8 protein-coding genes are annotated in these 13,571 nt (G+C 61.7%); 4 read left to right on the top strand and 4 right to left on the bottom strand.

Annotated elements, in window-relative coordinates:
- Positions 1 to 51: 51 nt before the first annotated feature.
- A complete protein-coding gene (locus tag ACU8HS_RS09410) occupies positions 52 to 1,086 on the top strand; it encodes an aspartate-semialdehyde dehydrogenase (RefSeq protein WP_112562517.1) in 1,035 nt (344 codons plus the stop codon).
- Positions 1,087 to 1,255: 169 nt separating this feature from the next.
- Positions 1,256 to 2,077, top strand: coding sequence for a lytic murein transglycosylase (locus ACU8HS_RS09405; RefSeq protein ID WP_112755984.1), 822 nt, complete (start codon positions 1,256 to 1,258; stop codon positions 2,075 to 2,077).
- Positions 2,078 to 2,131: 54 nt separating this feature from the next.
- Here the strand turns inward: ACU8HS_RS09405 and ACU8HS_RS09400 are convergent, their stop codons facing one another.
- The 3 genes from ACU8HS_RS09400 to pdxY form a co-directional block, all read right to left on the bottom strand.
- On the bottom strand, positions 2,132 to 3,754 hold the full coding sequence (locus ACU8HS_RS09400; protein ID WP_447015893.1) for a GGDEF domain-containing protein: 1,623 nt from the start codon (positions 3,752 to 3,754) through the stop codon (positions 2,132 to 2,134).
- A 91-nt stretch (positions 3,755 to 3,845) separates the two neighbouring features.
- Positions 3,846 to 4,487: a carbonic anhydrase gene (locus ACU8HS_RS09395; protein WP_447015801.1), complete on the bottom strand. Its 642-nt coding sequence runs from the start codon at positions 4,485 to 4,487 to the stop codon at positions 3,846 to 3,848.
- Between the two features lie 60 nt (positions 4,488 to 4,547).
- The gene (gene pdxY, locus ACU8HS_RS09390; RefSeq protein ID WP_113413181.1) at positions 4,548 to 5,423 is read right to left on the bottom strand and encodes a pyridoxal kinase PdxY; all 876 of its coding nucleotides are present in this window, start codon (positions 5,421 to 5,423) and stop codon (positions 4,548 to 4,550) included.
- A gap of 276 nt (positions 5,424 to 5,699) precedes the next feature.
- Here pdxY and ACU8HS_RS09385 point away from each other — a divergent pair, with 276 nt between their 5' ends.
- Both ACU8HS_RS09385 and ACU8HS_RS09380 read left to right on the top strand, forming a co-directional pair.
- On the top strand, positions 5,700 to 10,478 hold the full coding sequence (locus ACU8HS_RS09385; RefSeq protein ID WP_447015800.1) for an NAD-glutamate dehydrogenase: 4,779 nt from the start codon (positions 5,700 to 5,702) through the stop codon (positions 10,476 to 10,478).
- Positions 10,475 to 11,893, top strand: a complete 1,419-nt coding sequence (locus ACU8HS_RS09380) for an MFS transporter (protein WP_113413179.1) — start codon at positions 10,475 to 10,477, stop codon at positions 11,891 to 11,893. Before ACU8HS_RS09385 ends, ACU8HS_RS09380 begins: the two co-directional genes overlap by 4 nt.
- Positions 11,894 to 11,939: 46 nt before the next feature.
- Here the strand turns inward: ACU8HS_RS09380 and purH are convergent, their stop codons facing one another.
- Positions 11,940 to 13,556, bottom strand: a complete 1,617-nt coding sequence (purH, locus tag ACU8HS_RS09375; RefSeq protein ID WP_113413178.1) for a bifunctional phosphoribosylaminoimidazolecarboxamide formyltransferase/IMP cyclohydrolase — start codon at positions 13,554 to 13,556, stop codon at positions 11,940 to 11,942.
- Positions 13,557 to 13,571 lie beyond the last annotated feature (15 nt).

Genomic DNA, 13,571 nt, shown 5'->3' with positions numbered 1-13,571 from the left:
CGCTTCCCCCCTCACCGGACAAGAGGAGAGAAGAGAAAGAGAGCTTGAGAAATGGGTTTCAAAGTTGCAGTCGCGGGAGCGACCGGAAATGTCGGGCGGGAAATGCTCAACATCCTCTCCGAGCGCGGTTTTCCGGCCGATGAAGTCGTAGCGCTCGCCTCCGCCCGCTCCCAGGGCACCGAGGTATCCTATGGCGACCGGACGCTGAAGGTCGCCAACCTGGAGAACTACGATTTCTCCGATACCGATATCTGCCTGATGTCGGCCGGCGGCGAGGTTTCCAAGCGTTTCTCCCCGAAGATCGGCCAGCAGGGCTGCGTCGTCATCGACAATTCCTCGGCCTGGCGCTACGACGCCGACGTGCCGCTGATCGTTCCGGAGGTAAACCCGGACGCGATCACCTCCTTCACCAAGCGCAACATCATTGCCAATCCGAACTGCTCGACCGCCCAGCTCGTCGTCGCGCTGAAGCCGCTGCACGACTTCGCCAAGATCAAGCGCGTCGTCGTCTCGACCTACCAGTCCGTCTCCGGCGCCGGCAAGGAAGGCATGGACGAGCTCTTCAACCAGACGCGCGCCGTCTTCGTTGCCGATCCGATCGAGAATAAGAAGTTCACCAAGCGCATCGCCTTCAACGTCATTCCGCATATCGACGTCTTCATGGAAGACGGCTACACGAAGGAAGAATGGAAGGTTCTCGCCGAGACGAAAAAGATGCTTGATCCGAAGATCAAGGTGACCTGCACCGCGGTCCGCGTTCCCGTCTTCATCGGCCATTCGGAATCGGTCAATATCGAATTCGAAAACGAGATCACCGCCGATCAGGCCCGCGATATCCTGCGCGAAGCACCGGGCTGCCTCGTCATCGACAAGCACGAGAACGGCGGCTACATCACGCCTTATGAATCTGCCGGCGAGGACGCGACCTACATCTCGCGCATCCGCGAGGACGCAACGGTCGAGAACGGCCTCAACCTGTGGGTCGTCTCCGACAACCTGCGCAAGGGTGCGGCCCTCAACGCCATCCAGATCGCCGAGCTGCTCATCAACCGCGGCCTCGTCAAGCCGCGCAAGCAGGCAGCGTGATACCATTTGTAAACCATAATATGCTAAAGCCCTGCTCGACGAGCGGGGCTTTTTCGGGCAAATACTGCCGTATAAGCGCTCGCTAAAAGGTGATCGTGACAAAATCGCCGACGGCTGGCATTCTCTTGCCCGGCTTAAAAGCTATGCAGATCGAGAGCGGGGTTTCTCCATGCGCATGACAAAATTCTTTCTGGCGGCCGCCGCGGCAATGGGCGTCCTCCACGCGGTACCGGCGTTCGCGCAGGGTGCCCAATGCGGCAATACCAGTGCCGGGTTCGAAGCCTGGGTCGCCGATTTCAAGCAGACGGCGGCGGCCAATGGCGTGAGCCAGTCGGTTCTCACCCGTGCCTTCGCCAATGTCAGCTACAACAAGCCGACAATTTCGGCCGACCGCGGCCAGAAGAGCTTCAAGCTGTCCTTCGACGCTTTCATGAAGAAGCGCGGCGGTGCCGCCGTTATTTCCCGTGGCCGCTCGATGAAGGCCGCCAACCAGGCTCTCTTCGCCTCGATCGAGCGCCGCTTCGGTGTTCCGGCCGGCCCGCTGATCGCCATCTGGGGCATGGAAACCGGCTTCGGCAGCTATATGGGCAACCAGCATACGCTGTCCGCAGTCTCTACCCTCGCCTATGACTGCCGCCGCTCGGAATATTTCACCGACCAGCTTTACGCAGCCTTGCAGCTCGTTTCGGAGGGCTATCTCAGCCCGCAGGCCCGAGGTGCCGCCCACGGCGAAATCGGCCAGACCCAGTTCCTGCCGCGCAACGTCGTGCGCTACGGCGCCGACGGCGATGGTGACGGACGCGTCGATATGGTCGGCTCCCGCGCCGATGCGCTGGCTTCGACGGCCAATTTCCTCAAGGGTCACGGCTGGCGCGCCGGCGCCGGCTACCAGCCGGGCGAGCCGAACTTCGTCGCCATCCAGGGCTGGAATGCCGCAACGGTCTACCAGGAGGCAATCGCCTATATCGGTCAGCAGATCGACGGCGGCTGAAAAGACGTACGATAGGACGTGATTGGAACGCCGCATGCGAATGCGGCGTTTTTTTCACAGGCGGGATTCGTGGGATCCAGCGGCCATCCTGCGCCGCTCTTCCTGGCCTGTAGCAGGAACGACCGGTCCGGCAACGACGCAATTGCGCCCCGAGGCTTTGGCGGCATAGAGCGCAAGATCGGCGCGCTTTACCAGATCTTCGAAATTGCGATTGCTGGCCGCGTTCGCACGTCCCGCGCAGCCGAAACTCGCCGTTACGCGCAGAATCTCGCCACCCGGCAGTTCGATTTCCGCCGCTTCGATGGCCGACCGGACACGTTCGGCAACGACGGCTGCATCTTCAGGCGTCGAATCCGGCAGCAGCGCCATGAACTCCTCGCCGCCGTGGCGCACCAGCAGGTCGAAGGAACGGAAGGTCTCGCGTGCGATGCCGGCGACGCGTTTCAGCACGATATCGCCGGCGTCATGGCCGTGCATGTCGTTGATTTTCTTGAAGTGATCGAGATCGAACAGCACGACCGAAATCCAGCGTGACCCATACTTGGCCTGCATCAGAAGCGCCAAAGCGGCAGCCTCGAAGCCACGCCTGTTGTAAAGACCCGTCAGAAGATCGGTCTGGGCAGCATTGCGCAACTCCTTGATGAGCAGTTCACGCTCTTCAGTGACGCGGGCGACGAGACGGATGCCCCGCACCGCAAGCGCCGCAATAAGGGCAACGAGCAGGACCAGGCCGCACGACAGAGCGAGCACGATCGTCATGTGAACATGCGAGCGCATCGACAACGCCTGCCCGGTCACATGAATATCGGTGGTGACGGAATCGATCTTCTGCCGCAGAAAGCTCAGACGCGCGTTCTGGATGCCGATCCATTTGTCCCGGATCGCCTTATCCGGCCGCAGCGCCCCGGAAACCATGGCCTGTGTGAAGGTATCGGCCCAGACTTCGTCGGCCTGCGCCCTGTAAGCAAGAATGTCCCGCACGACCGGCGAAGAGGAATGGAAGCGTAGCCGATCCATACCGTTGCCGAGCATCATCTGGCCCTGAACGAGCTGCTCGTGCGACATGGCGGAAAAATCGGTCCGGTCGAGATAGCGCTGGCCGAGATTGCCGATCAGCCGCTCGCCGTAATAGCTGAGCAGGATGCTCATCAGCTCGCTGGATTTGCGCATCAACACGGGATCGTGGATGCGCAGCGACAGCGACTCGACGAGCCCAAGCTGTTTTAATCCGGCCTGTCCATAGATATGAACGGGGTTGCCGCCCTTGCCGTAATAACCCTGATCCACCGCCGAGCGTGCGGCGATGATGCGGCTATAGGCGAGGCGAAGATTGGAAAGCTGCGACCGCAGGCCGACATCCAGCGCTTCGGCGGCTGGAAGACTGGCGTTGAAATGCGCGCGTTCCATGTCGAGAGCGCTGCGCCTTTCCAGCATCGCAGCCCTGGTCGTCGCGTCGGGATTGTTGATGTAGGTTCGCGTGGTGACGAGTTCCGCCAGAATCTGATTGGCGGCAATCGACCCTCCGCGGGCAAGAACATCGGCAAAGAGATGGTCATTTTCGAGCGCGCGGTACTGCGTGAGCGAGGAGCGGATCAACACCACTCCCTCGGCAATCATGAAAACGAACGGCAGCAGAATGGCGGCCAGCACTGCCCTTCTGATATTCTTGAATTTCACCGCTTCGAAATTCATGATTGATCCACGCGCATATACTGCCTGCTGGCGAGCGTAGTGGAATATCCTAAAAAACTGATAAAGCGGTCTATCCCTAGATTTCGGGACGGATAAAATCCAGTGTCTCGGAATCCATCACCCAGAGCTCACCGGTCGAGATGTCGAACCAGGCGCCGTGAAGCTGCAGCTTCCCCTCTTCCTCGAATGCCTTGATGTCCGGAAAAGTCCTGAGATTGTTGATCGAGTTGCGGATGGAGACACGTTCGAGCGCGGTCTGCCGTTCGGCCGGCGTCATCACGTCGTTGCTGCCGATCTGTTCGGCGGCAGGTCGCACCAGCGACATCCAGCGGCCGATGAAGTCGCCAGGCGACAAAGGCTCGGCATTGGGATCGAGCGCGGCGCGGATGCCGCCGCAGCGGCCGTGGCCCATGACCACGATATTCTCGACCTTCAAGGCCTGCACGGCAAATTCGAGCGCCGCCGACGTGGAATGGAAATGACCGTCCGGCTCATAGGGCGGCACCATATTGGCGACGTTGCGGATGACGAAGAGCTCACCCGGCCCGGCATCGAAGATCAGCTCTGGTGCCGCGCGCGAGTCGGAACAGGCAATAACGAGCGTCGTCGGGTTCTGCCCGTTTTCGGCAAGCTGCCGATACCGGTCGCGGGCATCGGCATAGCGCCCGCTCATGAAATTGCGATAACCGTCCAGCAGGGAGTTGGGAAAGCTCAACATGCCATTGGATTAGCGCGCGACGGACCCAAGATCAACTGCTGCACTGCAAAAGCACGAAACCTATTTTTTCCGCCGTTGAGCGGGATGGACGAGGTGGCGCATCTGCACCATCGCCATCGGTGTCGAAAGACTGGAGGCATCGCTTGCCAGCATCAGCTCGTTGCTGCCGCGCTTGACGGCGCGCGCCAGCACTTCGAACACGCTGGCGGTCGCCAGCTGCAGCGCCTTTTCGTCCTCCATGCCCGAGAGCAGGCGGGACAGGAAAAGGGCGGCAAGCAGATCACCGAGGCCGTTCGGCGGGTTCTCGACAAGACGATGCTCGGCAAGCAGCGCATGTTTTCCGGAAAGATAGAGATTGCCGGTACCGCCCGCCATCATCGGCACCGCCGATGTGACGAGCATGCGCGAGGGGCCGAGCGAAAGCGCTGCCTCCATGACCGCATTGTTGTCGTCGAGCGCCGCGCCCGACAGCCACGCGAGTTCGTAGCGGTTGGGTGTCGCAAGCGAAGCAAGCGGTATCAGATGGTCGCGGATTGCCTCGGCTGTCGCTTCCGGCACGTAGAGGCCGCCGAGATCGCCCATCACCGGATCGCAGACATAGAGCAGTTCCGGATTCCTCTCGCGCAGGGACGCAACGAGTTTCGCGACGGAACGCGCCTGCGCGGCATTGCCGAAATAGCCCGACAGCACGGCCTTGACCTCGCCGATCCACGGCGCGCGGATGAGATCGTCGATCGCCGCCTCGAAATCGGTTTCGGCAAAGGTGAGCCGTGTCGAGCGACCGTGGCCGGGGTGCCAGGGCAGCACGATCGTCGGCAGTGCCCAGACCTGATGGCCGAGCGTTTCCAGCGCGAAGACCGCGGCGCGGTTTCCGACCGATCCGCGCACCACATGGCTGGAAATGACGATAACTGCCCCTGCTGCGTTTTCCGACATGGCATCCGAATCCGAATTTCGACCGCCGTTGATGATCTTTTTGACGAGCCGCTGTCAACCATTCTTCACGCGAGCGTGGAAATGTGCGGCGGGACACAAAAGCCGGATAAGGAGACCTCCTCTCGCACCGGCGCCAGACGGCCCAAAAACTTTCGAAATCTCTCGCCAACATGGCCAAAAAAGCACGAAAACTGCTTTTCGGAGCCCTCTTTTAAAGATTCTTTCGAAGAACCTTCTGCTAACTTGCCCACATCAAAACAATCGGGGGGATGATTCATGGCTACCAGAAACAATCCGAAACGGGAAAAGCAGATCGAGAGCGCGCGCAAGATCGCCGCCGCCACCGGCGAACCCCATCTCGACCCCGAAATTCTCTTCGGCCGGGCAAGCGGCGACGATCTTGAGCTCTACACCCCGGAAATGCTTGCGCTTTCCGCCGTACACTCGGCATCCGAGCTTGCCGCCTGGAACGGCAAGACGCCGCGTGTCAGCATCGACACTGTTGCCGATGTCACACCCGATGGCGTTGTCGTCTCCATCCTCTCGGTGACGGATCACAACAAGCCCTTCCTCTACGAATCCGTCATGGGCGAGGTGACCAGCACCTATCGCGACATCTTCATGGCGGTCCACCCGATCCTGATCCTGGAAGACGGCAAGGCTCCGGAACTCTATTCCGCCGATGTGCCGAGCGACCCGGCAAAGCGGGTCAGCCACATCCAGCTTCACATTTCGCCGCTAAGCCCCTCTCAGGCCGCCGACCTGATCAAGCGGATCAAGGCAGTGCTTGAGCAGGTGGAGCTTGCCGTTTCCGACTGGAAGCCGATGCTTGCGCGCGTCGATGAAGTGATTGCGGAGCTTTCGAACTACAATGCCAGCCGCAAGAAGGCCGACCGCGACGAGGCGGTCGCGTTTCTCACCTGGCTGCGTGACGAGAACTTCACCTTCCTCGGCATGCGCGACTACGTCTATTCCGGCAAGGGACCGGATGCGAAGGTGGAGCGCGACAAGGGAACGGGTCTCGGCATTCTTGCCAATCCCGAGGTTCTTGTTCTGCGCACCGGCAAGGACGCGGTGACGACGACGCCGGAAATCCTGGCCTTCCTCGATGGCCCGGACTTTCTGATCGTCACCAAGGCCAATGTGAAATCGATCGTCCATCGCCGTGCCTACATGGATTATGTCGGCGTCAAGCGCTTCGATGCGCAGGGCAATGTGACCGGCGAACTGCGCATCGTCGGCCTGTTCACATCGACCGCCTACACTTCCTCTGCCAGTGAAATTCCCCTGCTGCGGTCCAAGATCGAAAAAGTGAAGGAGCATTTCGGCTTCGACCCGATGAGCCACTCGGGGCGCATGCTCGACAATACGCTGGAATCCTATCCGCGCGACGACCTCTTCCAGATCGACACGCCGCTGCTCGCCGCCTTTGCCGAGCAGATCAACGACCTCACCGACCGGCCGCGCGTGCGCGTGCTGCCGCGCATCGATCATTTCGACCGTTTCGTCTCCGTCATCGTCTTCGTGCCGCGTGAGGAATATGACTCGACCGTGCGGGAGCGCATCGGCGCCTATCTGAAGACCGTCTATGACGGCCGCGTTTCCGCCTATTATCCGGCCTTTCCGGAAGGCGGCGTGGCGCGTGTGCACTTCATCATCGGCCGCTCCGGCGGCAAGACACCGCGTATCCAACAGGCCAAGCTCGAGGGAACGATCCGTCAGATCACCGCGCGCTGGGACAGTCGCTTCGAGATGCTTGCCGGCCCCAAGGCGCCGAAGCTCGGCGTCAGCAACGCTTTCCAGGAAGCCTTCACGCCGGATGAGGCGGTCGGCGATCTGCCCGACATTGCCGCATGTGCCGCCGGCGAGCCGATCCGCATCGAATTCTACTATCGCCAGGACGATGAACGCGGCCGCATCCTGTCGCTGAAGATCTTCCATTCCGGCGAGCAGCTGCCGCTGTCGCGCCGCGTGCCTCTCCTGGAAAACCTCGGCTTCAACGTCCTGAGCGAACGGACCTTCGATATCGAAGTTCCGGCCGCCGACGGCGCCATCAACATGGTCGTGCTGCACGATATGGAACTCGAGGCCCGCAGCGGTGCGGACATTGACCTCGCACGTTTTGGCGCACCGCTCGAAGAAGCCTTTGTCGCCGCTTTCAGCGACACGATCGACAATGACAGCTTCAACCGGCTGATCCTCTCGGCTGGCCTCTCCGCCCGCGAGGTGAATGTGCTGCGTGCCTATGCGCGTTATCTGCGCCAGACCGGCATTGCCTATTCGCAGGATTATATCGCCACGACGCTCGACAAATACCCCGTCATCGCGGCCTCGATCTTCCGCCTGTTCCACGACACGCTCGATACCAAGCTTACGGAAAAGGTGCGGATCAGGAAGCTCGCCGAACTGCACGAGGCAATCGAGGCCAAGCTTGCCGACGTGCCGAGCCTGGATGACGACCGCATCCTGCGCCGCTACGTCAACATCGTCGATGCGACGCTGCGCACCAATTATTTCCAGCGCAATGCCGACGGAACGCCGAAGGCCATGCTCGCCTTCAAGCTCGACCCGCATCTGGCGGATGGCCTGCCGGAACCGAAGCCTTTCCGTGAAATCTTCGTCTATGGCGTGGAGGTCGAAGGTGTCCATCTGCGTTTCGGCCGCGTCGCCCGCGGCGGCCTGCGCTGGTCGGACCGTGCCGAGGACTACCGCACCGAAGTTCTGGGGCTCGTCAAGGCGCAGCAGGTCAAGAATGCCGTCATTGTGCCTGTCGGCGCGAAAGGCGGTTTCTATCCCAAGAAGCTGCCGGTCGGCGGCAGCCGCGAGGAAATCTTCAATGCGGGCCGGGAAGCCTACAAGACCTATATTCGCACACTGCTGTCCATTACCGACAACATTTCCGGCGCCGATATCGTCCCGCCGGACAATACGGTTCGTCTCGATGGCGATGACCCCTATTTCGTCGTCGCCGCCGACAAGGGCACGGCAACCTTCTCCGACACCGCCAATGCGCTCGCCCAGGAAGCCGGCTTCTGGCTGGACGACGCCTTTGCCTCGGGCGGCTCGGCCGGCTACGACCACAAGAAGATGGGCATCACCGCGCGCGGCGCCTGGGAGACCGTAAAGCGCCATTTCCGCGAAATGGACATCGATATCCAGACGACGCCCTTTACGGTGGCCGGCGTGGGCGACATGTCCGGCGACGTCTTCGGCAATGGCATGCTGCTGTCGCCGAAGATCCGGCTTCTGGCCGCCTTCGACCATCGCGACATCTTCATCGATCCCGATCCGGATATGGACAAGACGCTTGCCGAGCGTCAGCGCCTGTTCAACCTGCCGCGCTCGAGCTGGCAGGACTTCGACAAGTCCGTGCTCTCGAAGGGCGCCATGATCATTTCGCGCTCGGCAAAATCGGTCACGCTGACGCCGGAGGCCGTCGCCGCGATCGGAATCGACAAGGCGGTCGCCACCCCGTTCGAGATCATGACGGCGATCTTGAAGAGCCCCGTCGACCTGCTCTGGTTCGGCGGCATCGGTACTTACGTGAAAGCCGCATCGGAAACCGATACGGACGTCGGCGATCGCGCCAACGATCCGATCCGCATCACGGCCGACGAAGTGCGCGCCAAGGTGATCGGCGAGGGCGCCAATCTCGGCGTCACGCAGAAGGGCCGCATTGCCTACGGGCTGAAGGGCGGGCGCAGCAACTCCGACGCCATCGACAACTCGGCCGGCGTCAATACGTCCGACGTCGAGGTCAATATCAAGATTGCGCTGGCCAACGCCATGCACGAACAGCGGCTCAGCCGCGCCAAGCGCGACCAGCTTCTCGGCAGCATGACCGACGAGGTGGCTTCGCTCGTGCTGCGCAACAACTACCTGCAATCCCTGGCGATCTCGCTGACGGCCCGCAAGGGAACGGCGAACGGTCTGGAACTCGGCCGTTTCATGAGCGTGCTGGAAGCGGCCGGACAGCTCAACCGCAAGGTCGAGACCCTTCCCGACGATGCCGCCCTGTCCGAACGTTATACGGCCGGCCGGCCGCTGACACGCCCCGAGATCGGCGTATTGCTCTCCTACGCCAAGATCGTCCTCTTCGACGCACTGATCGCCAGCGAACTGCCCGACGATCCCTATTTCGTCGACACGCTCTTCAATTACTTCCCGGCGAAGATGCACAAGTCCAACGCCTCCGACATCGACAGCCACCGGCTGAAACGGGAGATCGTCGCAACGGTGCTCGCAAACGAGGCGATCAATCGCGGCGGACCGGGCTTCGTCGTCAGCATGATGGACGCGACCGCAGCCTCTGCTCCGGAAGTCGTGCGCGCTGCCATCGTTGCCCGCGACGGCTTCGATCTCAACCGGCTGTGGGGCGAAACGGATGCTCTGGACAACAAGGTTTCCGGCGAGGTTCAGAACCGCATCTACGAAGAGATCGGCAACAGCTTCACCGTGCTGACACGCCTGCTGCTCAAAACCGGCATGACCAAGGGCGATATGGCCGAAATTATTAGCCGGCTTCAGGCAACACTGAAAAAACTCAGGCCCTCCTTCGCCGATCAGGCGGGATCCGACGTTGCCACGCGCCAGCAGGAGTACCAGCAGGCCGGTCTGCCGGAGAAACTCGCCGCCGAGATCGCGGCTCTGCCGACCTTCGCTCTCGTGCCTGAAATCATGCAGATCGCTGCCCGCACCGGAGAGGCGCTGCCGCGTGCGGCGGAGAACTACTTTGCCGTTACCCAGACCTTCCGAGTCGGCCGGCTGCTTGCCGCGGGCAACCGCATCGTCACCTCCGACCACTACGAAAACCTCGCCCTTGCCCGCAGTATCGATCAGATCGCCAGCGCCCGTCGCGATATCGTGATCTCCGCCCTTTCCGATCACGGCAAGGAAAGGCAGCCGGTCCAGGCCTGGCATGCGCAGGACAGGGTGCGCATCAACCGCATCGTCGAGGAGCTCGCTAGCCTCAGCGACGGCGCCGATCCGAACCTCGCACGCATCACAGTTGCCGCAGGCATCCTCACCGATCTTGCGCGCGACCGGGCGAGATGAGACAGTCCGCCCCAAAAAGGAGCGGACGCTTGAATCGCATAGACTGGACAGGAACGCAGCCGCCGAAAGCCACGGAGAAGGGCATATGGGGCTGGATGCTCTTCGATTGGGCAGCCCAGCCTTTCTTCACCGTGGTCACGACGTTTATTTTCGGCCCCTACTTCGTCTCGCGGCTGACGGCCGATCCGGTCGCCGCGCAGACGACGTGGAGCAACATGGCGACCATCTCCTCGGTCATCATCGCCATCCTGTCTCCCGTTCTGGGCTCCATTGCCGACCAGTCAGGCGCGCGCAAACCCTGGATCGCCTTCTTCGCGGCCGTCAAGATCGTCAGCCTCTGCTGCCTCTGGTTCGCAGCCCCGGGTTCGCCGGTTGTCTACCCTGTCATCTTCATGATTCTTGCCTCGATCTCGGCGGAGTTTTCGATCGTATTCAACGATTCCATGATGCCGCGCCTCGTCGGCAAGGATGAAGTCGGCAAGCTTTCCAACACTGCCTGGGGGCTCGGCTATCTCGGCGGCATGATCGTGCTGATTGCCGTCGTCGCGCTATTGGCCGGCAGCCCGGAAGGTGGCAAGACCATTCTGGGCCTCGATCCGCTGTTCGGCCTCGATCCTCACACGGGCGAGGATGCGCGCGTCACCGGTCCGATTTCGGCCGTCTGGTACCTGATCTTCATCCTGCCGATGTTCTTCTTCACGCCGGATGCCCGCAAGGGGCTGCCTTTCGGCTTTGCGGTACGCTTCGGTCTCAGGGAATTGCGCAATACGCTCGGTGAACTGAAGGCGCGCCGCGGCATCCTGACCTTCCTCATCGCCCGCATGATCTATCAGGACGGCGTCAACGGCCTGCTGATCCTTGGCGGCGCCTTCGCGGCGGGCATGTTCGGCTGGGCGACGATCGAGATCGGCATTTACGGGATCATCCTCAATGTCGTCGCAATCCTCGGCTGCCTGATTGCCGGCCGCGTCGATAAGGGAATAGGTTCGAAGGCAACCGTCATTATCAGCCTGACCCTGCTGCTGCTGGCGACGATCGGCATCATTTCCACCGGCCCCGGCTACACATTCTTCGGGCTGATGCCGCTTTCGAATATCGACAGCGGCGGCCTTTTCGGCACGATGGCGGAAAAGGCCTATATCCTCTATGGCCTGCTGATCGGTGTGGCTTTCGGCCCGGTACAGGCCTCGTCACGTTCCTATCTGGCGCGCAGTGTCAGCCTTGAGGAGGCCGGCCGTTACTTCGGCATCTATGCGCTATCCGGCCGCGCCACGAGCTTCATGGCAACGCTTTTGTTTTCGATCGTGACCTATTTGACCGGATCGGCGCATCTCGGCATGTCGACGCTGATCCTCTTCCTGGCCGGAGGCCTGGTGCTGCTGATCCGCACGCCCTATCCGGCGGATCGCAGCTGATCATGCCCCGGCCGCGGAAGCCGGGGAATAGAGCGATTGTCCCGCCTCAGTGGCGGAAGTGACGCATGCCGGTAAAGACCATCGCGACATTGTGCTCGTTTGCCGCGTCGATGACTTCCTGATCCCGCATCGAGCCGCCCGGCTGGATGACTGCGGTCGCGCCGGCGGCGATCATGGACAGAAGGCCGTCGGCGAAGGGCAGGAAGGCCTCGGAGGCGACTGCCGAACCATGCGTCATCGGGACGGCAAGACCAAGCGCCTTGGCCGCTTCCTCGGCCTTCAGCGCCGCGATGCGGGCGGAATCGACGCGGCTCATCTGGCCGGCGCCGATACCGGCCGTCTGGCCGTCCTTGGCATAAACGACGGCATTCGATTTGACGTGCTTGCCGACCTTGAAGGCGAACTTCATGTCTTCGAGCTCCTGAGCCGTCGGCGCCCGCTTGGTGACGACCTTGAGCTCCAGATCCTCGACCATGCCGTTATCGCGGCTCTGGACGAGCAGGCCGCCGGAAACCGTCTTGGCGGTGATGCCGGCCGCACGCGCATCCGGCAGGCCGCCTGCCGAGAGCAGGCGCAGGTTCGGCTTGCGGGCAACGACCGCCTTGGCTTCTTCGGTGACGTCAGGCGCGATGATAACCTCGGTGAAGAGCTTGATGATCTCTTCGGCCGTTTCTGCATCGAGCGTCTGGTTCAGCGCGATGATGCCGCCGAAAGCCGAAACGGAATCGCAGGCGAGCGCCCGCTTGTAGGCTTCCAGAAGTGTCGGGCCGGTTGCGACACCGCAGGGATTGGCATGCTTGATGATGGCGCAGGCCGGCGATTTCTCCGGCAGGAATTCGGCGACCAGCTCATAGGCCGCGTCGGTATCGTTGATATTGTTGTAGGAGAGCTGCTTTCCCTGCAAAAGGACCGCGGTCGAGACACCCGGACGCTTTTCACCCGTCACATAGAAGGCAGCCTTCTGGTGCGGATTTTCACCGTAGCGCATCTCTTCCTTCAAGACGCCGCCAATCGTGCGGTGGCGCGGCGTATCGATGGAAAGGGCTTCGGCAAACCAGTTGGAAATGGCGGCATCATAAGCGGCGGTGCGGGCATAGGCCTTGGCTGCCATACGTTGACGGAAGGCATAGGCCGTCTTGCCGGCATCGGCCGAAAGCTGCTCGGCAAGCTCCGCGTAATCGGCCGGATCGGTGATGACGGTGACATAGGCATGGTTCTTGGCCGAAGCGCGGATCATTGCGGGGCCGCCGATATCGATATTCTCGACCGTCGTCGGATAGTCGCCGCCGGCCGCCCGCACGTCCTCGAAGGGATAGAGGTTGACGACCAGCAGGTCGATAGCTTCGATGCCGTGCGCCTTCATGGCCTCCTGATGTTCGGCATCGTCGCGGATCGCCAGCAGGCCGCCATGCACCTTGGGATGCAGGGTCTTTACGCGGCCGTCCATGATCTCCGGAAACTGCGTCACTTCCGAAACGTCGGTGACGGCGAGGCCTTCGGCCGCGATCGCCTTGTAGGTACCGCCGGTTGACAGCAGTCGCACGCCGCGCGCCGAAAGCGCGCGGGCAAGTTCCATAATGCCGGTCTTGTCGAAAACGGACAGCAGCGCGGTCTTGATCTCGACCTTGTCGGGGGCGGGGATTTTCTTGGAAATAACGGCCATGAACCTTCTCCGTTC

This window comes from Rhizobium sp. KDH_Rht_773_N (assembly GCF_052946295.1).
Note: the sequence above shows the minus strand (reverse complement) of the source record. Positions and strands in the feature narration are given on the sequence as shown.

Bases quoted from the DNA above. Each gene is read 5' to 3' on its own strand.
- ACU8HS_RS09410 (WP_112562517.1), top strand. From the start codon at position 52: ATGGGTTTCAAAGTTGCAGTCGCGGGAGCGACCGGAAATGTCGGGCGG.
- ACU8HS_RS09405 (WP_112755984.1), top strand. From the start codon at position 1,256: ATGCGCATGACAAAATTCTTTCTGGCGGCCGCCGCGGCAATGGGCGTC.
- pdxY (WP_113413181.1), bottom strand. From the start codon at position 5,423: ATGTCGGAAAACGCAGCAGGGGCAGTTATCGTCATTTCCAGCCATGTG.
- purH (WP_113413178.1), bottom strand. From the start codon at position 13,556: ATGGCCGTTATTTCCAAGAAAATCCCCGCCCCCGACAAGGTCGAGATC.
- ACU8HS_RS09385 (WP_447015800.1), top strand. From the start codon at position 5,700: ATGGCTACCAGAAACAATCCGAAACGGGAAAAGCAGATCGAGAGCGCG.
- ACU8HS_RS09395 (WP_447015801.1), bottom strand. From the start codon at position 4,487: ATGTTGAGCTTTCCCAACTCCCTGCTGGACGGTTATCGCAATTTCATG.
- ACU8HS_RS09380 (WP_113413179.1), top strand. From the start codon at position 10,475: ATGAGACAGTCCGCCCCAAAAAGGAGCGGACGCTTGAATCGCATAGAC.